The 23,449-nt window shown below is 66.9% G+C and carries 18 protein-coding genes and 2 tRNA genes; 13 read left to right on the top strand and 7 right to left on the bottom strand.

The window, feature by feature from the left end; all coding sequences use genetic code 11:
- The first annotated feature begins 1 nt into the window (after position 1).
- Positions 2–379, top strand: a complete 378-nt coding sequence (locus DZC73_RS24435) for a sirohydrochlorin chelatase (RefSeq protein WP_124542987.1) — start codon at positions 2–4, stop codon at positions 377–379.
- A gap of 115 nt (positions 380–494) precedes the next feature.
- On the top strand, positions 495–719 hold the full coding sequence (locus tag DZC73_RS24430) for a hypothetical protein (protein WP_124542986.1): 225 nt from the start codon (positions 495–497) through the stop codon (positions 717–719).
- Between the two features lie 10 nt (positions 720–729).
- On the opposite strand, the gene DZC73_RS24425 is transcribed toward DZC73_RS24430, so the two are convergent.
- Genes DZC73_RS24425 through DZC73_RS24415 form a run of 3 tightly spaced genes read right to left on the bottom strand, consistent with a single transcriptional unit; the run spans position 730 to position 8,099 of the window.
- Positions 730–5,142: a molybdopterin cofactor-binding domain-containing protein gene (locus tag DZC73_RS24425; protein WP_235835262.1), complete on the bottom strand. Its 4,413-nt coding sequence runs from the start codon at positions 5,140–5,142 to the stop codon at positions 730–732.
- 15 nt (positions 5,143–5,157) lie between these two features.
- Positions 5,158–6,555 carry a hypothetical protein gene (locus DZC73_RS24420; protein WP_124542985.1) on the bottom strand — a complete coding sequence of 466 codons (1,398 nt, stop codon included), beginning with the start codon at positions 6,553–6,555 and terminating at the stop codon, positions 5,158–5,160.
- Positions 6,556–6,572: 17 nt separating this feature from the next.
- Positions 6,573–8,099, bottom strand: a complete 1,527-nt coding sequence (locus DZC73_RS24415) for a hypothetical protein (protein WP_198414949.1) — start codon at positions 8,097–8,099, stop codon at positions 6,573–6,575.
- 204 nt (positions 8,100–8,303) lie between these two features.
- On the opposite strand from DZC73_RS24415, the gene DZC73_RS24410 reads away from it, so the two are divergent.
- Positions 8,304–9,248 (top strand): CysB family HTH-type transcriptional regulator, encoded by a 945-nt coding sequence (locus tag DZC73_RS24410; protein ID WP_124542984.1) that lies wholly within the window; start codon positions 8,304–8,306, stop codon positions 9,246–9,248.
- 8 nt (positions 9,249–9,256) lie between these two features.
- The gene (locus tag DZC73_RS24405; RefSeq protein WP_124542983.1) at positions 9,257–10,414 is read left to right on the top strand and encodes a pyridoxal phosphate-dependent aminotransferase; all 1,158 of its coding nucleotides are present in this window, start codon (positions 9,257–9,259) and stop codon (positions 10,412–10,414) included.
- Between the two features lie 3 nt (positions 10,415–10,417).
- On the opposite strand, the gene DZC73_RS24400 is transcribed toward DZC73_RS24405, so the two are convergent.
- Positions 10,418–11,596, bottom strand: coding sequence for a type IV pilus assembly protein FimV (locus DZC73_RS24400; RefSeq protein WP_124542982.1), 1,179 nt, complete (start codon positions 11,594–11,596; stop codon positions 10,418–10,420).
- Between the two features lie 137 nt (positions 11,597–11,733).
- Here DZC73_RS24400 and DZC73_RS24395 point away from each other — a divergent pair, with 137 nt between their 5' ends.
- Both DZC73_RS24395 and DZC73_RS24390 read left to right on the top strand, forming a co-directional pair.
- Entirely contained in the window at positions 11,734–12,513 is a 780-nt protein-coding gene (locus DZC73_RS24395) for an oxepin-CoA hydrolase, alternative type (RefSeq protein WP_124542981.1), read from the top strand.
- 28 nt (positions 12,514–12,541) lie between these two features.
- On the top strand, positions 12,542–13,201 hold the full coding sequence (locus tag DZC73_RS24390) for a histidine phosphatase family protein (RefSeq protein ID WP_124542980.1): 660 nt from the start codon (positions 12,542–12,544) through the stop codon (positions 13,199–13,201).
- A 1-nt stretch (position 13,202) separates the two neighbouring features.
- On the opposite strand, the gene DZC73_RS24385 is transcribed toward DZC73_RS24390, so the two are convergent.
- On the bottom strand, positions 13,203–13,979 hold the full coding sequence (locus DZC73_RS24385; RefSeq protein WP_124542979.1) for a class II aldolase/adducin family protein: 777 nt from the start codon (positions 13,977–13,979) through the stop codon (positions 13,203–13,205).
- A gap of 72 nt (positions 13,980–14,051) precedes the next feature.
- Here DZC73_RS24385 and DZC73_RS24380 point away from each other — a divergent pair, with 72 nt between their 5' ends.
- From DZC73_RS24380 to DZC73_RS24370, 3 genes are all read left to right on the top strand, one after another.
- Positions 14,052–14,759 (top strand): Crp/Fnr family transcriptional regulator, encoded by a 708-nt coding sequence (locus DZC73_RS24380; protein WP_124542978.1) that lies wholly within the window; start codon positions 14,052–14,054, stop codon positions 14,757–14,759.
- A 64-nt stretch (positions 14,760–14,823) separates the two neighbouring features.
- The gene (locus DZC73_RS24375) at positions 14,824–15,900 is read left to right on the top strand and encodes a phosphotransferase (protein ID WP_124543118.1); all 1,077 of its coding nucleotides are present in this window, start codon (positions 14,824–14,826) and stop codon (positions 15,898–15,900) included.
- 34 nt (positions 15,901–15,934) lie between these two features.
- On the top strand, positions 15,935–17,149 hold the full coding sequence (locus DZC73_RS24370; RefSeq protein WP_124542977.1) for an acyl-CoA dehydrogenase family protein: 1,215 nt from the start codon (positions 15,935–15,937) through the stop codon (positions 17,147–17,149).
- A gap of 25 nt (positions 17,150–17,174) precedes the next feature.
- On the opposite strand, the gene DZC73_RS24365 is transcribed toward DZC73_RS24370, so the two are convergent.
- On the bottom strand, positions 17,175–17,915 hold the full coding sequence (locus DZC73_RS24365) for a hypothetical protein (protein WP_124542976.1): 741 nt from the start codon (positions 17,913–17,915) through the stop codon (positions 17,175–17,177).
- 77 nt (positions 17,916–17,992) lie between these two features.
- On the opposite strand from DZC73_RS24365, the gene DZC73_RS24360 reads away from it, so the two are divergent.
- From DZC73_RS24360 to DZC73_RS24345, 4 genes are all read left to right on the top strand, one after another.
- The gene (locus DZC73_RS24360; protein ID WP_124542975.1) at positions 17,993–18,685 is read left to right on the top strand and encodes a glutathione binding-like protein; all 693 of its coding nucleotides are present in this window, start codon (positions 17,993–17,995) and stop codon (positions 18,683–18,685) included.
- An 82-nt stretch (positions 18,686–18,767) separates the two neighbouring features.
- Positions 18,768–19,262 (top strand): hypothetical protein, encoded by a 495-nt coding sequence (locus tag DZC73_RS24355; RefSeq protein ID WP_124542974.1) that lies wholly within the window; start codon positions 18,768–18,770, stop codon positions 19,260–19,262.
- Between the two features lie 78 nt (positions 19,263–19,340).
- Positions 19,341–19,417, top strand: a tRNA-Pro gene (locus tag DZC73_RS24350).
- A 24-nt stretch (positions 19,418–19,441) separates the two neighbouring features.
- Positions 19,442–19,518, top strand: a tRNA-Arg gene (locus DZC73_RS24345).
- A 26-nt stretch (positions 19,519–19,544) separates the two neighbouring features.
- Here DZC73_RS24345 and hrpA read toward each other — a convergent pair.
- Complete coding sequence (gene hrpA, locus DZC73_RS24340; RefSeq protein WP_124542973.1) at positions 19,545–23,417, bottom strand: ATP-dependent RNA helicase HrpA; 3,873 nt, start codon at positions 23,415–23,417, stop codon at positions 19,545–19,547.
- Positions 23,418–23,449 lie beyond the last annotated feature (32 nt).

The raw sequence follows: 23,449 nt of genomic DNA, 5'->3' as shown, positions 1-23,449 counted from the left end.
CATGAAACGCGGCCTGCTGCTCTTCGCCCACGGCGCTCGCGACTCGCGCTGGGCCCTGCCCTTCGAGGACGTGGTGCAACGCATCCGCGAACGCGAACCGGCGACGCCGGTGGCGCTGTGCTTCCTCGAATTCATGTCGCCCGACATGGTGGAGGGCGGAGGACGGCTGGCCGCGCAGGGCTGCACCCACGTGGACATCGTGCCCCTGTTCCTCGGCGCAGGCGGCCATGTGCGGCGCGACGTGCCCGAGCTGATCGCCAGGCTGGAGCAGGCGCACACCGGTGTGCATTGGGAATTGCACCCCGCGGTGGGCGAGTCCGATGCGGTGATCGACGCGATGGCCGGCACGGCGCTCGCCAGGCTGCACAAGCAGCCCTGACCGAACGCCGGCCCCCGAGCCGAAATGACCTCCACGGCACGGGGTCTTCCGATGCGCCTTGCTGCTGTCACGATCCATCGACACACTCGAACCAACTTCGTACGAGGGGTCCCCGATGAACAAGCCGTTTCTCCTTCTGCTGGGCGCCATCGCAATCGCCAGCGGCTGGGCCCTGGTCTCGGGTGACTCCCTGGCGTCGGCCTCGCGGGACGCGACCACCAGCAGTCCGATCGTGCTCGGCATCGCGTCGTCGCATGCGCAGCCCGCCGACGCGAAGCTGGAGCGGTTCGACGAGACGCCTGCCGAACCGCCCAAGCGCGAGGACAACGGGGAACGCTGAAGCGGCAGCGCTACACGCGAAGGTCCGCCTGGTCCACCAGGCAAGCCTCCCTCACCCGCTGCACCGTCGCCGGCGCATCCATCTGGAACCACTCGTGGTGCCCGCGATCGCGGCGCGCCGCCATCACCGCCTTCTTGATGGCGAAGAAGGCCGACACCGCCAGCGTCATCGGCGGTTCGCCGATCTCCTTGGACGAGAGGATGTCGCCCGGGTCCGGCGCGGCGGGCGCGAGTTCGCGCGGGAACATCATCACGTTCAGCTCGATGGGAATACTCTGCGCCGCGGGCGGCTTGTACTCCCAGGTGTTGACGGTGTAGAGCGCGCCCGGCGCGGGCCGTGTCTTCGAGGGATCGGTCGATGAATCCGCCGGCTGGTAGGTCAGGTCTTCGCTGGTGACGTAGCCCAGGCCCTGCACGAAGCCGCCTTCCACCTGGCCGACATCGACCGCGGGGTTCAGGCTGCGCCCGGCGTCGTACACCACATCGGCGCGCAAGAGGGTGGTCTCCCCGGTGAGCACGTCCACCTCCACCTCGGTGCAGGCCGCGCTGAAGGTGTAGCCGTTGAAGTAGTCCACCGGCTCGGAGGCAGGTTGCCCATCCACCTCCTTGAACTCCAGGCCAGTATCGGGCTTCTCGCCGCCGGGGATGCGCACGCGCGCCTGGGCCGACAGGTTCAGCCGGGCGGAGAACGCCTGCCCGACGATCTTCTGCCACAGCGTCGTCCCCGGCTGTCCGGGCACCTGGGCCCGCCAGCCTTCGGCGTGGTCCCAGAAGTCGACGAAGTTCTCGCGGCACCACTGCGCGCCGTTGCGCGCCAGCAGCTGGAAGCAGAATTCCTCCAGCCGCTTGCGCAGGGTCCGGCAGGCCTTCTGCGCCGCACCGCCGTTGAACGACGTGCCGGTGGACGCGCCCGTGCTCTCCGGGTTGGGCACCACCGCCGTGTCGTTCTCGGCCACGCGGATGATGCCCATGGGCACGTTCAGCGCCACCGCAACGATCTGCGCCATCTTGGTGTTGAGCCCCTGGCCCATCTCGATGCCGCCGTGCCGCACGAGCACCGTGCCGTCCTGGTCGTAGACCTCGATGAGCGCCCCGCCCTGCTCCAGCATGGTGAGGTTGAAGCCCGAGCCGTACTTCACCGGGATGAGCGAGATGCCGCGCTTGCGCCAGCGGTTGCTCGCGTTGAAAGCCTCGATGGCCGCCAGCCGCGTGCGGAAGCTGGACTTCTCCATCGTGTAGTCCCACACCTCCTTCATGTAGCAGGACTCCAGCGGCTCGCCGTAGGGCGTGCTTTCGCCGGGCTTGTAGAGGTTGCGCTCGCGCACGTCCTCGGCCAGCAGGTTCACGCTGTGCGCGGCGGCCTCCACCGCGTCCTCCACCATCAGCGAAGCCTGGATCATGCCCACCGTGCGCATCGAGGTGGCGGTGGTCTTGTTGGTGCGGCAGACGTCGGCCACGCAGTTCCAGTTCGGGATGCTGTAGGCCGTGTCGCTGCGCAGCGCGAGGCAGTCGCTGATGACGAAGGAGCAGTCGTAGGTGCGGCCGCCGTCCAGCCAGTAGTCGGCCTGGAAGCCCATGAGCTTGCCGTGCGTGGCCGGGTCGGTGGCGTCGCCGATGGCGATGTTGTAGTTGGCCAGCGCCGGGTGCCGGTGGCCGAACATGGCGGTGTCCACCTGCCGCAGGCCGACGAGTCTCACAGGGCGGTTGAGCTTCCACGACGCCACCGCCGCCATCACCGCCGGAAACACCGACTGGCCGCACTTGCCGCCATAGCCGCCCCCAACGCGCTTGACTCGCACGTCCACCTTGTTCTGCGGCAGCCGCAGCAGCCGCGCCACGCCGGCCTGCACGGAGTTCGGGTCCTGCGTCGAGGCATGGATGCGGATCTGCCGGTCTTCCAGCACCTCCGCGAAGGCCGACTGCGTCTCCATGTAGAAGTGGACCTGGCTGCCCACCCGCTGCGTGCTGGAGACGCGCGTGCAGTTCACGCTGTCGTGTTTGGCCTGGGGCACGGGCACGCCCGCGACAACGATTGGCTCCACCGGGTCGGGCTGGTCGGGCTCGCGCACCGGCACCCAGCCCAGCTGCGTGCCCTCGCGGGTGATCTTCCAGATGTGCGAGTACCAGGTGGCAGCGGGCGGCTTGTCGAGGAAGACGAGGCTATTGCGCTCGGCATCGGTGGGCGGGATGCCAAGCACCGGCTTCTGGGCGGTGAACACGCACCACTGGCTCTGCAGATGCCATGCGGCCTGCTGCGCGAGCTGCTCGTCCTCGGCAATGACCATGCCGATGCTCTGCCCGAAACCGCTCAGCCACATGGGGGCGCTCGCGTCGTAGCCAGCCGGCAGCTGGCCGTTGGTGCACTGCGATTCCTGCACGCTGACCGCGAACACCGGGTCGTCGCCGGCGGTGCCGTCGAACACCGGGCCGGGCACGTCGATGGCGCTCACGTAGTCGACCACGCCCGGGAAGAGTTCGCGCAAGGCGGCGAGCACCTGGGCTGGCGTGGCGTTGCCGCTCACCCCGGGCACGGCATAGGCACAGGTGCCCAAAGCCACCGTGCTCTGCACCGGCGCGGCATTCAGCCCGCGCCGCGGCAAGGCGATGTCGTGGGCGTAGACCGCCTCGCCCGTGGCCTGCAGGTAGGCCTCGATCTTGATGAACGGCAGGTTGCCGGGGTACTCCGATGGGTAGCTCACGTAGGCCTGCGTGCCATGCGAGACGGGCCTTGCTGCGCGCTCGCCGGCCGAGCGCAGGGATGACGGCACCTCCAGCCCGCGCCACTCCATCACCTCGATGAAATATTTGTACAAATACGACTCGGCCAGCTGCCGCTTGTAGGCGTGGCTGAAGCCTTCGTCGGGCAATTGCGCATAGCGCTCGGCGTAGCGTTCGAACAGCGCATCGACCTCCATGCGAAGCGCGGCCAGGCCGGCTTCCAGGGTTTGTGCGTTCCAGGTGCGGCCCAGCAGCACCTCCTCGGTCATCTGCATGCGCGTGGCCAGCGGCGTGAGGCCGCCGAACACGATGGCGATGTCGGTGATGGTCTGGCTGGTGTCCAGCTTCACCCGCAATCCGGCATTGACGATGGAATGCGCGTTGACCTCGCGCAAGGCTGTCTTGTAGGTCTGCGCGAACTCATCGGGGCCTGTCAGCCGCAGTTCGTAGTCCACGAGGACGCAGCCGGCCTGCAGGTCCTTGGCGCCTTGCCACTGCGCCGCGAATTCCAGCAGGCCCAGTTGCCGAGGCGCAGTCCAGCCCGGTGCGATGACGCACACCTTGGCGTCCAGCGACGCCAGCGCCGTGAAGCAGTCCGATGGGAACGGCACACCATCCTGCGCATGGCGAACGGCCAGCATGGTGTTGCCCGCCAGCGTGGCGGCATTGCGCACGATGGTGCCCGCCGTCCGCCCCGCCATGTAACGCAAGGCCTGGAGCGCCGGCAGTGCGGCATCGTTGCCGCAAGCGGCGATGCGCTCATCCAGCACGGTGATCAGCTCGTGGTACGTCAGCCCGCCACCCAGCCGCAAGGACGAGGCACCCGCATCCGCTTCATGCAGTTCGGGCACCTGCGACACGTCGATGAAGACGTGCGGGTTCTCCACCGTGCGCGGGTAGACGCCGATCGAGGTGTTGCCGCCCACCAGCCGCACGTTGTCCCGGTCGGGGAACTGCTGCATCACGCCCAGCAGGCCTTCCAGCGTGACGGGGCGGATCCAGCGGTAGCCGTCCACCGCATACGCCACCGGTCGCGGCGGCTGCTGCAGCTCGGGCGGAAAGGCCACCTGCACTGGCGACACCTTGTCCACCGCCTCTGCGGGGTCGACCTGGCAGGTCATGCAGTGCCGCTCGTCGACCGCCGGGTTCCAGTCGGAGGCGAAGCTCTTCTTGAATCCATAGAGGATGGGCCGGTAGCCGGTGCAACGGCAGATGTTGCCGTCGAACAGCTCCTCGATCTGCGCCTTGGTGCCGGGCTTGCGTCCGCATTGCGCCACCGCCGCGGTCATGTTCATGATCCAGCCCGGCGTGCAGAAGCCGCATTGGGTGCCGTTGTTCACCGCCAGGCACTCCTGCACTTCGCTGATGCAGCCGGACTTCACGCTGCCCGTGCCTTCGACCGTGGTGACCAGCATGCCGTCCAGCGAGGCCAGCGGGCGCAGGCAGGAGTTGACGCTGCGGTGCTCGACCTGCCCCGTCTTCGCATCCCAGCTCGACAGCATCACCGTGCAGGCGCCGCAGCCGCCCTGCTTGCAGCCGATCTTGGTGCCGGTGAGCCCCACCTCCGGCGAGCGCAGGTAGTCCACCAGCAAGCGGGTCGGGTCCACGTCGCGGATGATGACGGGCTCGCCGTTGAGGAAGAAGCGCAGCTCCGTGGAGAAGCCGGTGAGCAGCGAATCAGGAACGTTGGACGACAGCGTGGTCATGGCTGTGCCTCCTCATCAACGCGGTGCACTGGCAGGCGTGGCGGGCGACCCTGCATCGGGGCAGGTGCGCGGCTGCTGCGGGTTCTTGTAGACGGCGTACTGCGCGAACGCCACCTGCAGTTGCAGCGAGGAATCCAGCGGGATCGCCGCGGCGATCTCGCCGGTGCTGCCCGGGAAGGCCGCGGGGTACTTGTAGTCGGAGAAGTACTGGCTGTTGGCCTGGTTGAACTCGGTGCACATGCCGGGGAAATTGAAGATCGCGGGCACGTTCGTGCCCTGAGTCTGCAAGACGCCCGGCGCAGCCGCAAAGGCGCCCATGTGGCACGACACGCAACTCGAATTCGCCTGGTCGACGATGCCGGCCAGCCGCTCGTAGCAGCCGTAGTGCTCGGGGATGTGCATGGGCGACACGGCGGTTTCATGCAGCGGCTGGCTCTGCGCCTGCGGCACGGCCGGAAAGCTCTGCCCATCGCTGCCCACCTGCACGCCAATGGGCTTCAGGCGGTCCCACACCGTCTTGCCGGGCAGGTTGCCGTCGTAGGCCAGCGTCGTGTACACCCAGCGCGTGGGCGAGCGCGGATCGACCACCGCCAGGTCCATCTGCACCAGGTGCACGCGGCGCACCTGGCGGTCGCAGGTGGAATAGGTGGTCGGGGTCAACTGGACATGCCCGTTCGCCTGCCAGTTGGTCGAGCCCTTGAGATACGGCACGTCGCGCTCGTCGGCCGTGGTGTTGAGGATCTTCACCACCACCGTGCCCGGCGGGAAGGGCATGCCACGCGCCAGCAGGCGGCCTGCCTTGTCCGTAAAGGTGGCAGGCTCGCCGCTCTTGGGCCACTGCTGCCCGATGGACGCGCCACCGCAAGGGTTGTAGAAGCCCACCGACCAGGTCTCGAACAGCGGGTCGACCCCATTGACCTGCTTCGCGCCCGGCAAGCGGTGCGCCCCGCTGCCACGCCCGGGGCGGAACACCGACTCCGCCGTCGACAGCTCATTGGTAAGCCCGTGCACGAACTCGCGTCCGCGCTGTCCGTCGAAGGCCATCCACGGCACATGGAACCAGCGCGTGCTGCCTTTCACCTGGGTGCGCCAACCCACCTCGTCGGCGAGGTCGGGCGACTGCCCTTCCTTCACGTAGTTGACGATGTCCTGGATGTAGGCCTCCCAGGCGTGGTCCCACCGGACGTTCTTGAAATCGACCTTGCGCTTGAGCCACGGCGACGGACAGCCCGGCGTGGCCTTGGGGTACTGGTCGCTCAGCTTGAAGACAGGCCCCGTCCACCCCGGCGGCGGCTGGTCGACGGAGCTTCGAAACGCCAGCTCCGCCGGCGTGGACTGGGCCAGCGATGGCGACGCCGCGACTGCGAGGCCTGCGCACAAGCCCGCTTGAATCAATGCATGGATGTTCTTCATCGTTGTCTCCCTGTTGTTCATTGCTGCTTCTTGATGCGGCTGGCCTGCGTCGCCACCGTGGGCGGCGTGGGTCCGGCGAAGGCGCGCTGGAAGAGCGTCCAGCTGAAGTCCGCGCCACCGCGCTGCGCACCCTGGTGGCAGTTCTGGCAGCTGTCGAGCTGGTGGTAGGTCTCCATGGTGATGTTGGCCACCTGGCAGGCCGGGAACGCGATACCACCCACGGTGGCCGGCGTGCCGTCCTCGCAGCCGAAGTCCTGCTGGTTGGTGTTGGCCCAGGGCGGCTGCAGCGGCGACTGCGGCGGCACGGTCGGCGAGGTGGACCACTGCGTGCCGATGAGCCAGTAGTTGGCCCAGGGCGAGCCGGCCACCAGCGCACGGTAGTTGCTGTTGATCTTCGTGGTGGGCAGCGCGGCGGGCGTGGACGGAATCTGCGACAGCCTCGTCACGTTCACCGGCTTGAGGGGGGCGGAGGCGGCGGGCGAGAACGCGCTGATCGCCGCCGGCTCGTAGCTGTAGCCGGGATGGTCCGCAGGATTGGCGCGAGCGCCGTCGTAGTAGGACGGCTTCATGCCCGCGGGCAGGCTCGGGTCCTCACCCAGGTTGTCCACCTGCTCGAAGGTGCTCCACACCCACTGCGGGAAGCGGTCCACCTTGTGGGAGATGTGGAAGCCCACGAGGCCCACGCGCGTGGCGGCGCACTGGCAGTCGGTCACGCGGCCCTGGCCGTTGGGCAGCGTGCTCTTGCACGTGCCCGGCACCACCGTCAACGCCTCCATGTTGAAGAAGCGCGAATGGAAGCGCGGCTCCACGCGGCTCAGGTCGCGCCACGCGGCCTTCACCTCGATGGCGCCGACCTGCGCCGGCGTGCTGGCGGGGAAGTAGATCGGCGGCAATCCGTTCTTCGGCCAGTTCGCCTGGTTGTAGAACTTGTTGTTGCGCACGTAGTCGTACTCGACCTTGTTGACGCGCACCTCGTAGCGGGTGAGCAGGCCGGTCTGGTCGATGAGCGGGCCGGCGAAGGCCTGGTTCAGCTCGTCGGCCACGGTGCCGAACTTCGAGGTGTTGATGAGCACCGGGCGCTTGTCATTGCGCGGCACGTTGCGGCAGGGGTTGAGCGAGCCATCCGAATCCCAGGGCGGCGGCGCGGAGCCATCCTGCGGGTACAGGTCGTTGGCGGTCTTCCAGCCGAGGAAGGCAGGCTGCAGGCCATCCACATAGCCGCGTTGGAACACGGCCGGGTCGTTCGGCCGATAGGGTTCACCGTGGTCGCCAGGGCGCGACGGCCACATCGCGGCGATGAAGTTCTGCCACATGAAGGTGTCGAACATCGGCCGGGTGTCGATGGGATATGCGGCGAAGGGGAATTCCGGCACTTGGCGCGGCATGTCGCCACGCAGCACTGGCCGCAAGGCCGCGTAGTCCACCTGCTGCTGCGCGTGCGCAGTAGTGGCGAGAAGGCATGAAGCGATGAAGAGCGCGTGGGCCGCAATCCGCCTGGCGGCGGGCAAAGGACGGCCACCGCCCTGTTGAGAAGGCGTGTTCACCTGTCGTCTCCCTGTTGTTGTGGACGCCGGTCCGTGGTGTTGCGTGACCGGCGCGGCCATTCGACCGCAATCCGCACAGAAGCACTACCCGTACGTTCTTACAGGTTCACACGTTTCATCGCACAACAGGCTCGCCGCTTGCAACGGCTGCGGCCTTGGATGTGGAATGGAATAATCGGCGCGATCCGCAGATCGGCCTGGAATATGAACCTTCACCAATTCCGTTTCGTCCAGGAGGCCGTGAGGCAAAACCTCAACCTCACCGAAACCGCCAAGGCGCTGTTCACCAGCCAGCCGGGCATCTCCAAGGCCATTCTCGAACTCGAAGACGAGCTGGGCGTGGACATCTTCGCGCGCCACGGCAAGCGCCTGCGCCGCATCACCGAGCCGGGGCAGCAGGTGCTGCGCAGCATCGAGGTCATCATGCGCGAGGTCAACAACCTCAAGCGCATCGGAGACGAGTTCTCCAAGCAAGACGCGGGCACGCTGTCCATCGCCACCACGCATTCGCAGGCGCGCTACTTCCTGCCCGAGCCCATCGCACAGCTGCGGCGCAAGTTTCCCAAGGTCAACATCAGCCTGCACCAGGGCGCGCCCCGGCAGGTCGCCCAGATGGTGATCGACGAGGTCGCCGACATCGGCATCGCCACCGAATCCCTGGGCGAATTCGACGAGCTCGTCACCCTGCCCTGCTACGAATGGCAGCATGCGGTGGTGATGCCCTCCAACCATCCGCTCACGCAGGTCGAACGCATCTCGCTGGAAGACCTGGCCATCGAGCCGCTGGTGTCCTACCACCCGTCGTACAGCGGCCGCTCGCGGGTCGACCAGGCCTTCGGCGCACGCCGGCTCAAGCCGAACATCGTGCTCGAAGCCATCGACGCGGACGTGATCAAGACCTACGTGCGGCTGGGGCTGGGCATCGGCATCCTGGCCGAGACCGCGGTGCGCGACGACCCGCCGGGCGGCGAGCTGGTGTGGCGGCCTGTGGGCCACCTCTTCGGCCAGAACGTGACGCGCGTGGCCTTCAAGCGCGGCGCCTACCTGCGCAACTTCGTGTACGCCTTCGCCGAGATGCTGTCCGACCGCTTGAGCCGCGCACTGATTGCACGTGCCATGGGCAGCGACGGCAACGACTATCAACTCTGACGACCCGCATGAACGCAAGAACCCCGGCCATCGAAAGCCGCCTGCCGGCGGTGGGCACCACCATCTTCACCGTCATGTCCGCGCTGGCGCAGGAGCACGGCGCCGTGAACCTGGGCCAAGGCTTTCCCGACTTCGACTGCGACCCGGCGCTCATCACCGCGGTGGACGACGCGATGCGCCGAGGCCTGAACCAGTACCCGCTGATGACCGGTGTGCCGGCCCTGCGCGAAGCGGTGGCGGCGAAGATCCAGACGCTGTACGGCAGGGCCTACAACCCCGGCACCGAGGTCACCATCACCGCGGGCGCCACGCAGGCCATCCTCACCAGCATCCTGGCCATCGTGCATCCGGGCGACGAGGTGATCGTGCTGGACCCGTGCTACGACAGCTACGAGCCCAACATCGTGCTGGCCGGCGGACGGGCGGTGCACGTGCCGCTGACGCCGCGCACTTTCCGCCCGGACTTCGCGCGCATCGCCGCCGCCATCACGCCGCGCACACGGGCCATCATCATCAACACGCCGCACAACCCGAGCGCGACCATCTGGTCGGCCGACGAGATGCAAAGGCTCTCGGACCTGCTGTGCGACACCGACATCTTCGTCATCGCCGACGAGGTCTACGAGCACATGGTGTTCGATGGCCAGCAGCACCAGAGCATCGCGCGCTTTCCTGAGCTCGCGGCACGTGGCTTCATCGTGTCCAGCTTCGGCAAGACCTACCACGTCACCGGATGGAAGGTGGGCTACGTGGCCGCGCCCGCCTCGCTCATGGCCGAGTTCCGCAAGGTGCACCAGTTCAACGTCTTCACCGTGAACACGCCGGTGCAGCATGGCATCGCGGCCTACATGGCCAACCCCGCGCCCTACCTGGAGCTCAGCGCCTTCTACCAGCGCAAGCGCGACCTGTTCCGCGAGGGCCTGGCAAAGACGCGCTTCAAGATCCTGCCCAGCGAAGGCAGCTACTTCCAGTGCGTGGACTACGCCGGCATCAGCGACGAGACCGAGGAGGCTTTCTGCCGCCGGCTCACCCAGGACATCGGCGTGGCGGCGATTCCGCTGTCGGCCTTCTACCCCGACCGCTTCGAGCAGCGCATCGTGCGCTTTTGCTTCGCGAAGAAGGACGAGACTCTGAAGACCGCGCTGGACCGGCTGGCGTCTGTGTGACGCTCATTCCTTCGGCGGCTTGATGTCCAGTTCGATGTCGGCCTGGGGCATCCACGACTCGGGTGGCCGCGTCGCCTCGTAGTGCATGATCGCCGGCTCCGCCTTGTCTTCGGCGCCGATGGGCAGCAGCAGGTCCACGCCGTCGGGGTTGACCACATGCTCCAGCACGTCGCGTGCGACGGCATAGAGGATGAGCAGCTCCTCGAAGGCCGGCAGGTCGAAGACCTCGGAGGACGCATCGCGGCGGAACAGCAGTGACTGCAGCAGCGTCACCAGCTGGGCCGGCGTCTTCCAGGCCGCCACGACCCGCCGCAGCTCGCCCTCGTAGGCTTCGAGGTCGCGCCCCTGCTTGCCGTAGGCGTCCCAGGACGGCGCGAAGCCGTTGAATCGGCGGTTGAAGCGTTCGCGGATGCGCTCATAGGCATCGCCGTCACTGCGGCCGTGGTAGATGCCCAGCAGCTTCAGGTAAGGCATGGGGCTGGTGCCGCCGCTGCTGCGCACGTGGGTCATGAGCAGATCGATGGCCTGGTCTTCCTGGCCGATGGCGATGAAGAAATCGGCCTGCTGTTCGAGGTCGATCACCTCCTCGGCCGTCAATTCCCGGCGCTGCTTCTGCGCAGGAATCGTGGGCTGGGTGTCGGCCTTGGCGGATTTGCCGTCGTCGATCGGTCCGGTCATCACGCGCATCGAGGTGTGGGTCACCTCGCCCAGGGATGGCGACACGGTCATCGGCGCGGTGCGCTGCATCGGCACCGGCGCGGCCGACAGCTGCTGCTTCATCGCCCGTGCCTCGTCCACGAAGCGGCGCTGGCTGCGGGCCTGGGCCAGCTTCACCAGCAGCACGATGACGGTGATGAGCAGGCCCAGCGCAATCGTGCCCAGGCCATAGATCGCCGGGTCGGTGCCGCGGCGGGCCTGGTCCACCTCGCGCAGCTTGGCCTGCAAGGTGTTGATCTGCTGCTGGGCGGCCTGCGATTCCTGGTGCTGGCGTTCCAGGCGCTCTTCCAGCCCGAGCAGCTTCTCGCGGTCGCGCTGGCGTTGTTCTGCCTCGCTCAGTACACCCAAGGGCGGCGCCTGATCGGCGGCAGATGCAGCCGCTGCCGCGGCCTTCGCGCCCGGGGCAGACCCCAAGGCAGAAGCAATGGCAACGGCGACGACGGCAGCGCGCATCGAGGTGGGCAAGTGGAGGCTGCGGCACTCTAGCATGTCGTTACATTCACCCATCGCCCCGCCATGACGGCGTGTCGGTCTCGCCACGCACACAGCGTGACACAATTCGCGCCTCCTTGGCTTGGTGCCCCATGCGGGCCGAACCGCCCATGTCCTCCGAACTGAAAACCGAGCGGCAAGGCAGTACCCTGGTGCTCACGCTGAGCGACCCCGCCACCCGCAACACGCTGTCGGAGCAGGCCCTGTCGGCCGGGGTGGAGGCACTGAACACGGCGGAATCCAACGACGAGGTGCGCGCAGTCATCCTGCGCGGCGACGGCAAGCACTTCTGCGCCGGCGGAAACCTGCACGGACTGGCCCAGCGTCGCGAAGCCGGCACAGGTGCACAGGAGAAGCTGCTGGACCTGCTGCACCAGTTCGTCGAGGCGGTGAACGTGTTCCCGAAGCCGGTGATTGCCGCCGTGGAAGGCGCTGCGGCCGGCGCGGGCTTTTCGCTGGCCATGACCTGCGACCTGGTCGTCGCGGCCGAAGATGCGCGCTTCATCCTGAGCTATGCGAACGTCGGCCTCACACCCGACGGTGGTGCCACCTGGCACCTGGGCAACGCGATCCCGCGGCAGTTGCTGCAGCAGTGGATCTGGCTGGCCGAACCGGTGAGCGCGCGGCAGCTGCACACACTGGGCCTTGTCAATTGGGTGACTGACAGCGGGCAGGCGCTGAACGAAGCTTTGAAGGTTGCCGACCGGCTAGGCGCCATGGCACCGAACGCGATCGCCGGCGGCAAGGAACTGCTGCAGGCCGCGCTCACCGCCACGCGCACGCAGCAGCTCGAAGACGAGCGGAACCACTTCATTGAAAACCTCTTCCACCCCAACGCCGGCGAAGGCCTCGCAGCCTTCTTCGACAAGCGCTCGCCCAAGTTCAGCTGAGGGCGGCAAGCGACGGCGCATCTACCTGATGCGCCATGGGTCGGTGGACTACTTCCGTGCCGATGGCTCACCGGTGCATCCGCACACGGTGCAGTTGAATGCCGCCGGGCGCGAGCAGGCGGATGCGGCCGGCGCACTGTTCAAGCAATGCGGGGTGCGCTTCGATCGAGTCATCGTGAGCGGCTTGAATCGAACGGTGGAGACGGCCGAGCGGGTGCTGGCTGCGTCCGGCCAGTCACTGACGCTCGAAAGCATGGCCGCGCTCGAAGAGATCCGCGGCGGCAGGCTGGTGGACATTCCACCGGACCAGGTGGAAGCAGCCTTCCTCGGCGCATTCACGCAGGGCGTGGAGACGCAGCGATTCCTGGGCGGCGAGTCCATCGGCGAGATGCTCGACCGCGTGCTGCCGGCCTTCGAGTCGGTGCTTGCACGCGATGACTGGAGCAGCCTGCTGCTGGTGCTGCACGGCGGCGTGAACCGGGCGTTGCTGGCCCGCGCGATGACCGGCGGGCGAGCCTTCTTCGGGCGCATGGAGCAGTTGCCGGCTTGCATCAACATCGTCGACGTCGACCGCAGCGGCGACATGGTCGTGCGCAGCGTCAACCTCGCGCCGACGCAATGGCTGCATCAGCACGAGAGCCTCACGACGATGGAGAAGCTGCTGGCGCAGTACCTGCGCCTCACGTAGCTCAGGTGCGGTAGCTGGGATCGATCCGATCCAGCCGACGCAACAACCCGGGCCAGGTCAACGCCCCGGCCCCCACCCCGTTCGTCGCCTGCTTCGCCTGGGCCTGCGCGCTTTCGATGATCGTCGGATCGACCTTCGTCAACTCGCTGCCGCCGGCCATCGCCCGGACCTGGATGTTGCACACGGTCTCGAACATGTACATGTTCAGCCACGCATCGCCCACCGAGCCGCCCACCGTGAGCAGGCCGTGGTTGCGCAGCATGAGGTAGGTCTTGTCGCCCAGGTCTCGCACGAGGCGCGGCTTCTCGTCATCGCGCAACGCCACGCCTTCATAGTCGTGATAAGCGAGGCTCGACAGCACGAAGATCGAATGCTGCGAGATGGGCAGCACGCCGTGCTTCTGCGCCGACACCGCGATGCCGTTGAGCGTGTGCGTGTGCAGCACGCACTGTGCATCGTGCCGCACCGCATGGATGGCGCTGTGGATGGTGAAGCCCGCAGGGTTCACCGGATACGGCGAGTCGTCGAGCTTGTTGCCCGCGGTGTCGATCTTCACCAGGTTCGACGCGGTGATCTCGTCGAACATCATCCCGTACGGGTTGATGAGGAACTCGTTGTCCGAACCGGGCACGCGCGCGGTGATGTGGGTGAAGACGAGGTCGTCCCACTTGAACAGCGCGACCAGTCGATAGGCCGCTGCGAGGTCCACGCGGGTCTTCCATTCAGCATCGCTCACCTCGCCTTTGCGGCTGCGAATATCAAGGCCTTGCACGCTCATGTTTGTCTCCTCATTGCGCTCGTGGACAATAGTCCTGCGAGTTCCATGATCCTGTCACGTCAGAGACAAAACATGAATACCCCCGTTCTTACAATGCCCGAGCGCAACAACATCGAATCGGGCCCGTGGTTCTCCAAACTTTCACTGCCGCTGCGCAACGCGATCATGTCGCGAGCCATCGTGCGCAGGCTGCCCGACGGAGCGCTGTTGTCGTCCCGGGGACAGCCCGCCGAGGAATGGTGCGGCGTGGCCAAGGGCGCGGTACGGGTCAGTTCCGTGTCGCTGTCGGGCAAGCAGATCACACTGACCTACGTGGAACCGGGCATCTGGTTCGGCGACATCTCCCTGTTCGACGGCATGCCGCGCACGCACGATGCGAATGCGCATGGCCCCACGACGCTGCTGGTGGTGCGCAAGCCCGACTTCAAGGAACTGCTGTCGCAGCACGTGGAGCTGTACGAAGCGCTGCTGCGCCTGAACTGCCGCCGGCTGCGGCTGATGTTCGACGCGGTGGAAGACCTCAACACGCGCCCGCTGTCGTCCCGCCTCGCGAAACAGATCCTGCTGCTGGCACGCAGCTACGGCATCCACGACGGGGAAGAAATCCGCATTGGCCTGCAGCTGGCGCAGGAGGACCTCGCGCAGCTGCTCGGTGCGTCACGCCAGCGCGTGAACCAGGAACTCAAGGGCTTCGAGCGAGACGGTGCGGTGCGCATCGAACCCACGCGGCTGGTGGTGCTTTCGAAGGAAAAGCTGCTGGCCATCGCCTCCAAACAATAGCTCTTGCGCGGCGGATGGTTGTCGCGGTGCAATGGCCGAGACAACATTGACCACCTCATCCGCCATGGAGCAATACACCGGAACCAAACCCGTTGCCGAAGGCCATGCCTTCGACATCGGCGCACTGCAGCGCTACCTCGAAGCCAATCTCGACAGCTTCAAAGGACCGCTGTCCGTCGAGCAGTTCAAGGGCGGGCAATCCAACCCCACCTACAAGCTGGTCACCCCGAACGCGTCCTACGTGATGCGTGCCAAGCCCGGCCCCGCGGCCAAGCTGCTGCCCTCGGCCCACGCCATCGACCGCGAGTTCACGGTGATGCGTGCACTGCATCCCACCGGCGTGCCGGTGCCGCGCATGTTCCTGCTGTGCGAGGACGAGGCCATCATCGGCCGCGCGTTCTACGTCATGGAGTTCATGCAGGGCCGCGTGCTGTGGGACCAGTCCTTGCCCGGCCTGGACAACGCCGGCCGCGCCGCCATCTACGACGAGATGAACCGCGTGATGGCCGCGCTGCACAACGTGAACGTGAAGGCAGCGGGCCTGGAGAGCTATGGCAAGCCCGGCAACTACTTCGAACGCTCCATCGGACGTTGGTCCAAGCAATACGTGGCCTCCATCACCGAGCCCATCCCCGAGATGGACAAGCTGATGGAATGGCTGCCGGGGCACATTCCCGAGAGCGGCCGCGACGAAGCACAGGTCTCGGTGGTGCATGGCGACTACCGGCTCGACAACCTCGTCTTCCACCCCACCGAGCCGCGCGTCATTGCCATCCTCGACTGGGAGCTGTCCACCATCGGCCATCCGCTGGCGGACTTCAGCTACCACTGCATGTCCTGGCACATCCCCGCGAGCCTGTCGCGCGGCATCGGCGGACTGGACATCGCCGCACTGGGCATTCCGAGCGAACGCGAGTACGTGCGCCGCTACTGCGAGCGCACCGGCCGGACCAACCCCGACGCGGTGATGGCCGACTGGCCCTTCTACATGGCCTACAACCTGTTCCGCATGGCGGGCATCCTGCAGGGCATTGCCAAGCGCGTGGTGGACGGCACGGCGTCCAGCGCGCAAGCCAAGGTGGCCGCCGCCGGGGCACGACCATTGGCCGAAATGGGCTGGAAGATCGCCCAGCGCGCCTGAGCGACCTCACACGACACACACGGAGATCAGCAGCATGGATTTCAGCTACTCACCCAAGACCGAGGAACTTCGCCAGCGCGTCTCGAAGTTCATGGACGACCACGTCTACCCCAACGAGCAGCGCTACTGGAATGAACTCGAAGCGAACACCAAGGCCGGCAAGCGCTGGCACCCGCTGCCGCTGCTCGAGGAGCTGAAGGGCAAGGCGCGCGCGCAGGGCCTTTGGAACCTGTTCCTGCCCGAGAGCGAGTACGGCTTCGGCCTGACCAACCAGGAGTACGCACCGCTGGCCGAGATCATGGGCCGCACGCCCTGGGCCAGCGAAGCCTTCAACTGCTCCGCGCCCGACACGGGCAACATGGAAACCATCGTCCGCTACGGCACGCCCGAGCAGAAGAAGCAGTGGCTGGAGCCGCTGCTGGACGGCAAGATCCGCAGCGCCTTCGCGATGACCGAGCCCGACGTGGCCTCGTCGGACGCGACCAACATCTGCGCGCGCATCGAGCGCCAGGGCGACGAGTACGTCATCAACGGCCGCAAGTGGTGGACTTCCGGCGCTGGCGACACGCGCTGCAAGGTCTTCATCTTCATGGGCAAGACCGACCCCGAGGCGCCCAGGCATTCGCAGCAGTCGATGATCCTCGTGCCGGCGGACGCCAAGGGCATCACCATCGTGCGCCCGCTGTCAGTGTTCGGCTGGGACGACGCACCGCACGGCCACATGGAAGTGCTGTTCGAGAACGTGCGCGTGCCGGCTTCCAACATGCTGCTGGGCGAAGGCCGCGGCTTCGAGATCGCGCAGGGGCGCCTGGGCCCTGGGCGCATCCACCACTGCATGCGGCTGATCGGCCTGGCCGAGCGCTCGCTGGAGCTGATGTGCAAGCGCGCAAGCTCGCGCGTGGCCTTCGGCAAGCCGGTGGCGGCGCAGACCGTGACGCAGGAGCGCATCGCCGAAGCGCGCTGCATGATCGAGCAGGCCCGCCTGCTGACGCTGAAGGCGGCGTGGATGATGGACGTGGCCGGCAACAAGACCGCCAAGGCCGAGATCGCGATGATCAAGGTGGTGGCGCCCAGCATGGCCTGCCAGGTGATCGACTGGGCCATGCAGGTGCACGGCGGCGGCGGCGTGTCGCAGGACTTCCCGCTGGCGAACTTCTACGCCCAGGCCCGCACGCTGCGCTTCGCGGATGGCCCGGACGAAGTGCACCGCAACGCCATCGCGAAGATGGAACTGGGCAAGTTCGCCTGAACGCCCTGCCCGGGGCCCGGCGCTCTCAGCGCTTGGTGTCCTCGGGCATGATGTCCGTCTGCCAGGCGGTCGAGGCCGTGGTCGGCCAGTCGCCGGTCTGGCTGTCGCTCACGGAGCTGGCGCAGCGGATGGCACCGGCCGCGGCGGTCTGGAACAGCGCCACCGCCTGCTGCAAGGCATCGGGCGCCGGTGCGTCCAGCTGCATGCGCATGTAGACCCGGCCGCGCAGGGTCATCAGCACGAAGGGCGGCTGCTCGCGCAGCAGGCCCGCCGCGGCGCTGGCCATCTGCTGGCCGAATTCATGGTCTACCCAGTTGGCGGCGGAGGCGGGGTCGGCCGCCACGCCGGCGTAGTGCGAACGCACCGCCTTCGGAATGTCGTAGTTCACCTTCGGGAACATGGCCAGCCAGCGCATTTCCTCGGGCGTGGACACGTCGATCAGCGTCTGGTTGCTCTCGGTGTAGCGCTCGAAGGTCTCGCGCTCCAGCGCTTCCATCAGCGAGCGCGTCATGATGAGCATCTGCAGGGTGGACGGCAGCTGCAGCTCCATGCGCAGGCGCAGCTCGTGGCCCTGGATGTAGGAGCGCTGCGGCGGCCCCCATTCGAGCCGCCAGGGCCTGCCGCCGACGCTGCCGTCCAGGACGAAACCCTCTTCGTCCTTGGCCCGCTTGAAGCCGAAGCCCTGCTTCTGGGCCCAGTTGATCACGTCCCCCCAGTCATTGCCGGGTTGATCGCCGGAGATCCATCGCTTGATCGCGTTGAGCATGGGGATTGGACAGGTCGGCTAGAGTCGGTACGTCTTTCGAAGATTCAACCAGATTCAACACCCGGGAGCACACCCTGATGATCGAAGTGTATTCGTGGGCCACGCCCAATGGCCACAAGGTCCACATCATGCTCGAAGAGTGCGGACTGCCCTATCGAGTGAACCCTGTGGACATCGGTGCCGGCGACCAGTTCAAGCCCGAATTCCTCGCCATCAGCCCGAACAACAAGATTCCTGCAATCGTCGATCCCGACGGCCCGGACGGCAATCCCTATTCGCTGTTCGAATCAGGGGCGATTCTGCTGTACCTGGCCGGCAAGACCGGGAAGTTCCTTCCACAAGGCGTGACCGAACGCTACGACGTGCTGCAGTGGCTGATGTTCCAGATGGGGGGCGTGGGGCCCATGCTGGGCCAGACCCACCATTTCCGGATCTATGCCCCGGAAAAGATTCCCTACGCCGTCGACCGCTACACGAACGAGGCCCGGCGCCTGTATGGCGTGATGGACAAGCGGCTGGCCAAGTCCAAGTACATCGCCGGCAAGGAATACAGCATCGCCGACATCGCCATCTTCCCCTGGCTGCGCTCATGGAAGAACCAGGGCATCGACTGGGCCGAATACCCCCACCTCAAGGGTTGGTTCGACGAAATCGCGGCCCGGCCCGCGGTGCAGCGAGGCGTGCAGGTGCTGTCCGAGGCCCGCAAGCCGCTGGTGGACGACAAGGCCCGCGAGATGCTGTTCGGCAAGCAGCAATACCAGCGCCGCTGAAACAGAACGTCACCACGGCACACCGATTGCTGTTCTTCCTCCAAGGCGCCATCAACGGCGCCGCCCTTGGTAGGGAGAACTCGTGGAATCGTTGGAAAAGCCGGTCGACCAGCCGGTGGGCGACAAGGTCCTTCACGCGATGGCGCAGGCCTATCCGGACCCCGTTGACCTCTACCTCTTGTCCATGGTGATGGGCTGCGGGCAACCGGAGCTGGAGAGCACCACCGCCGAGCTGGTGGCCTGCGGGCTGGCCCGGGCGGGCCGCGTCCGCGAAGGTGCCGGGGAGCATCTGGATGCGCCGTGCATCACCGACAAGGGCATGGTCGTGGCCGATGGCCTGGCCCGAGACGCGCGGGAGGCCGATGCCTTGCTGCGCAGGCTGGAAGCGGCCGCGCTTCGGCAGCTGCTGCATCGCCGCATCGCAGGCAGCAAGTTGGCCGGCGCGCAGGCCGAGGAGCTGCACCGTGCACTGGACAAGGTGAGTGATGCCGACCTCACCGACGCCGCCACCGTCTGGGCCCACCAGAACGTGAGCGACTGGCGGGCGCTGGTCAAGGTGATGGGCTCGGCCCAATAGCCGGCCCAATGGCGACAGCGCGCCATATTTCCGCAGGCAGAAATTCCCCTCGGGCCGCCTGAGTACAATTCGCGCCTTCGGGGTGTAGCGCAGCCTGGTAGCGCAACTGCTTTGGGAGCAGTGGGTCGGACGTTCGAATCGTCTCACCCCGACCATCTTCTTCTCTTTCTACGGACCTCCTGCCCGTAGCTCAACTGGATAGAGCAGCTGCCTTCTAAGCAGCAGGTCGGGGGTTCGAGTCCCTCCGGGCAGGCCACCCCCACCTTTCCCCTCGGATCCCCCTCAGTTGCTCAGCTGCGACCAGGCCTTTTCCAGGCGCTTGACGCTGACGGGCTGGGGCGTGCGCAGCTCCTGCGCAAACAGGCTGACGCGCAGCTCTTCGAGCAGCCAGCGGAACTCCTCCAGCCGAGCATCCAGCACGCCTTTCCTCTCGACCACGGTGCGCAGGAAGCGCTGCTCGATCGGCCGCAACTCGGCCAGGCGAGCGGTATCCCGCGCGGGATCGGCGCGCCACTTGTCCAGCCGCATGGAGATGCCCTTCAGGTAACGCGGCAGGTGCGCCAGCTGCGCCCAGGGCGTGCTCATGACGAAGCGCTTGGGCATCAGCCGGGAAAGCTGCGCCTGGATGTCGTCGCCGAGCTCCTTGGGTGCGCGCGCATCCTTGAGCTTGCGCAGGGCCGCGCCGTAGTCGAGCAGCACCTGCAAGGCCATGCGCGCCACCTCGTTGGCAATGAGCGTGAGCCGGCCCCGGCCTTCGTCGATGCGGCGGCGAAAGCTCGCCGCGTCGGTGGGCAGCGGGTCGCCGAGGAAGGCGCGGTCCAGCGCGAGGTCGATGATCTGCTCGCGCAGTTCCTCTGCCGTGCCCAGCGGCATGTAGAGCACGGACATCTTCTGCAGGTCCGGAATGTTTTTCTCCAGGTACTTCAGCGCGTCCTTGATCTGCAAGGCGACGAGCCGGCGCAGTCCGGCGCGGTGCTTGCCCGCGGCAACATCGGGTTCGTCGAAGACCTCGATGAGCACGTGCGTGCCCTTGTCGATGAGCGCGGGAAACCCGATGAGCGTCTGGTTGCCTTTGCGGATCTCCATGAGCTCGGGGAGTTCGGGAAAGGTCCAGTCGGTGTACTGGGCTTGCTCGGCGGGGGCTGCCTTGGCTGCGGGCACAGAGGGCGCAGGCGCCTTGCGCCCGACGGAAGCTCCTTCCACCTTCGCGGGAGAAGGCTGAGGCGAAGGATCCGCCCCACCCTGCCCCAGCTTCAACCCCGCCAGCGCCTGGAATGCCGTCCGTGCCTGCCCGCCCAGCTCCGCCTTGAGCGCGGCCAGGTTGCGCCCCATGCCCAGTTGCCGCCCATGCTCGTCCACCACGCGGAAGTTCATGAACAGATGCGGCGGCACCTGCTCCAGCTTGAAGTCGTTGCGCTTGATGTCCAGCTGCGTCTTGTCGCGCACGGCCTTGAGCAGCACGTCCACCAGGCTGCCGGCGCCGAATTGGTGTGATTCGTTCACGCCGGCGATGAACGCATCGGCGAACTCCGCCAGCGGCATCAGGCGCGAGCGCGGGCGCTGGTGCAGGCTCTTGATGAGCGCCATCACCTTGTCCTTGAGCATGCCCGGCACCAGCCACTCGCAGCGCTCGTCGCTCACCTGGTTGAGCGCGTAGATGGGCACGGCCACCGTCACGCCGTCCTTGGGGTCGCCGGGTTCGTGCAGGTAGGCCGCCATGCAGTCCACGCCGCCCAGGCGCAAGGTCTTCGGGAAGGCCGAGGTGGTGATGCCCGCGGCCTCGTGGCGCATCAGTTCCTCCCGCGTGAGGTGCAGCAGCCGCGGCTGCTTCTTGCTCTCCTCGCGGTACCAGCGCTCGAAGGTGTGGCCGCTGAAGACATCGGCCGGGAGCTGAGCGTCGTAGAAGGCGTGGATGAGCTCGTCGTCCACCAGCACGTCCTGCCGGCGTGACTTGTGTTCCAGCTCCTCCACCTGCGCGATGAGCTTGCGGTTGGCCGCGAGGAAGGGCAGCCTGGTCTCCCACTCCTCGCCCACCAGCGCTTCACGGATGAAGATCTCGCGCGCCGCCGCCGGATCCACGGTGGCGAAGTTCACGCGGCGGTTGCTGTAGATGACGATGCCATACAGCGTCGCGCGCTCCAGCGCGACCACCTCGGCCGCCTTCTTCTCCCAGTGCGGGTCGAGCAACTGCGTCTTCAGCAGGTGGCCGGCGATACCCGGAATCCACTGCGGTTCGATGGCCGCCAGGTTCCGGCCGTACAGGCGCGTGGTCTCCACCAGCTCGGATGCGACGATCCACCGCCCCGGCTTCTTCGACAGATTCGCACCCGGATGCCGCCAGAAGCGGATGCCGCGTGCGCCCAGGTACCACTCGTCGTCATCGCTCTTGAGCCCGATGTTGCCCAGCAGCCCCGCCAGCATCGACAGGTGGATCTGCTCGTAGGTCGCGTCCGTGCCGTTGAGCCGCCAGCCGTGCTCGGCCACCACGGTGTGCAGCTGGGAATGGATGTCGCGCCACTCGCGCACGCGGCGCGGCGAGATGAAGTTGTCGCGCAGCAACTGCTCCTGCTTGCGGTGCGAGAGCTTGTGCTCCTTGCTGCCGCCGCGCGTTTCCTCCAGCCACTTCCACAGCTTGAGGTCGCCCATGAACTCGGACTTCTCGTCGTCGAACTTCTTGTGGGCCTGGTCGGCGGCCTGCTGCTGCTCCAGCGGGCGGTCGCGCACGTCCTGCACGCTCATGGCCGAGGCGATGATGAGCACCTCGGTGAGCGCATTGCGCTCGCGTGCTTCGAGGATCATGCGGCCCACGCGCGGGTCCAGCGGCAGCTTGGAGAGTTCGCGGCCCATGGGCGTGAGCTCGTTCTGCTCGTCGACCGCACCGAGCTCGGCCAGCAACTGGTAGCCATCGGCGATCGCGCGGCGCGGCGGCGGTTCGAGGAAGGGAAACTCTTCGACGAGACCCAGCCCCAGCGCCTTCATGCGCAGGATCACGCCCGCCAGTGACGAGCGGAGGATTTCCGGGTCGGTGAAGCGTGGCCGGCCGGCGAAATCCTTCTCGTCATAAAGCCGGATGCAGATGCCGTTGCTCACCCGGCCGCATCGCCCTGCCCGCTGGTTCGCCGCCGCCTGGCTCACGGGCTCGATCTGCAGCTGCTCGACCTTGTTGCGGTAGCTGTAGCGCTTGACCCGCGCCGTGCCCGCATCGACCACGTACTGGATGCCCGGCACCGTCAGCGAGGTCTCGGCCACATTGGTGGCCAGCACGATGCGCCGCGCGCTGTGCGGCTCGAAGACGCGGTCCTGTTCCTGCTGGCTCAGCCGTGCGAACAAGGGCACCACCTCGACGCCCGGCGGGTGATGCTTTCGCAGGTGCTCGGCCGCCTCGCGGATCTCGCGCTCGCCGGGCAGGAACACCAGCGCATCGCCGGCGCCCTCGCGCCACAGCTCGTCGATGGCATCGCTGATGGCATCGTTCAGGTCGTATTCGCGGCTTTCCTCGAACGGCCGCCAGCGCTGCTCCACCGGGTAGAGCCGGCCCGACACGTGCAGCACCGGCGCCGGCCCCTGGCGCGACGCGAAGTGCTGGGCGAAACGCTCGGCGTCGATGGTGGCCGAGGTGACGACGATCTTGAGGTCCGGCCGCCGCGGCAGAATCTGCCGCAGGTAGCCCAGCAGGAAATCGATGTTCAGGCTGCGCTCGTGGGCCTCGTCGATGATGAGCGTGTCGTAGGCCTTGAGCAGCGGATCGGTCTGCGTCTCCGCCAGCAGGATGCCGTCGGTCATCAGCTTCACGCTGGCGCCGGGGGCGAGCCGGTCCTGGAAGCGCACCTTGTAGCCCACCACGTCGCCGAGCGGCGAGTTCAGCTCCTGCGCGATGCGCTTGGCCACGCTGGAGGCAGCGATGCGCCGCGGCTGCGTGTGGCCGATCAGCCCCTTGCCGCCCGCGCCCCTGCCGCGGCCCATGGCGAGCGCCAGCTTGGGCAGTTGCGTGGTCTTGCCCGAGCCGGTCTCGCCCGAGACGATCACGACCTGGTGCTGCTCGAGCGCGCGCGCGATCTCATCGCGGCGGGCCGAGACCGGCAGCGATTCTGGGAACGTGATCGGAGGAATGGGGTTGGCGGGAACCGGAGAGCGCCCGCGCGGCGGTGAGGACATCGGACCTTCGTGCAAAAATCCGTCGATTATTT

The organism is Rhizobacter terrae (assembly GCF_003852895.1).
Taxonomy (GTDB): domain Bacteria; phylum Pseudomonadota; class Gammaproteobacteria; order Burkholderiales; family Burkholderiaceae_C; genus Albitalea; species Albitalea terrae.
This window is presented reverse-complemented; position numbering and strand designations above follow the sequence as displayed.

Bases quoted from the DNA above. Each gene is read 5' to 3' on its own strand.
- DZC73_RS24365 (WP_124542976.1), bottom strand. From the start codon at position 17,915: ATGCTCAACGCGATCAAGCGATGGATCTCCGGCGATCAACCCGGCAAT.
- DZC73_RS24405 (WP_124542983.1), top strand. From the start codon at position 9,257: ATGAACGCAAGAACCCCGGCCATCGAAAGCCGCCTGCCGGCGGTGGGC.
- DZC73_RS24375 (WP_124543118.1), top strand. From the start codon at position 14,824: ATGGAGCAATACACCGGAACCAAACCCGTTGCCGAAGGCCATGCCTTC.
- DZC73_RS24395 (WP_124542981.1), top strand. From the start codon at position 11,734: ATGTCCTCCGAACTGAAAACCGAGCGGCAAGGCAGTACCCTGGTGCTC.
- DZC73_RS24370 (WP_124542977.1), top strand. From the start codon at position 15,935: ATGGATTTCAGCTACTCACCCAAGACCGAGGAACTTCGCCAGCGCGTC.
- DZC73_RS24425 (WP_235835262.1), bottom strand. From the start codon at position 5,142: ATGACCACGCTGTCGTCCAACGTTCCTGATTCGCTGCTCACCGGCTTC.
- DZC73_RS24430 (WP_124542986.1), top strand. From the start codon at position 495: ATGAACAAGCCGTTTCTCCTTCTGCTGGGCGCCATCGCAATCGCCAGC.
- DZC73_RS24380 (WP_124542978.1), top strand. From the start codon at position 14,052: ATGAATACCCCCGTTCTTACAATGCCCGAGCGCAACAACATCGAATCG.
- DZC73_RS24385 (WP_124542979.1), bottom strand. From the start codon at position 13,979: ATGAGCGTGCAAGGCCTTGATATTCGCAGCCGCAAAGGCGAGGTGAGC.
- DZC73_RS24360 (WP_124542975.1), top strand. From the start codon at position 17,993: ATGATCGAAGTGTATTCGTGGGCCACGCCCAATGGCCACAAGGTCCAC.
- DZC73_RS24420 (WP_124542985.1), bottom strand. From the start codon at position 6,555: ATGAAGAACATCCATGCATTGATTCAAGCGGGCTTGTGCGCAGGCCTC.
- DZC73_RS24410 (WP_124542984.1), top strand. From the start codon at position 8,304: ATGAACCTTCACCAATTCCGTTTCGTCCAGGAGGCCGTGAGGCAAAAC.
- DZC73_RS24435 (WP_124542987.1), top strand. From the start codon at position 2: ATGAAACGCGGCCTGCTGCTCTTCGCCCACGGCGCTCGCGACTCGCGC.
- hrpA (WP_124542973.1), bottom strand. From the start codon at position 23,417: ATGTCCTCACCGCCGCGCGGGCGCTCTCCGGTTCCCGCCAACCCCATT.
- DZC73_RS24390 (WP_124542980.1), top strand. From the start codon at position 12,542: ATGCGCCATGGGTCGGTGGACTACTTCCGTGCCGATGGCTCACCGGTG.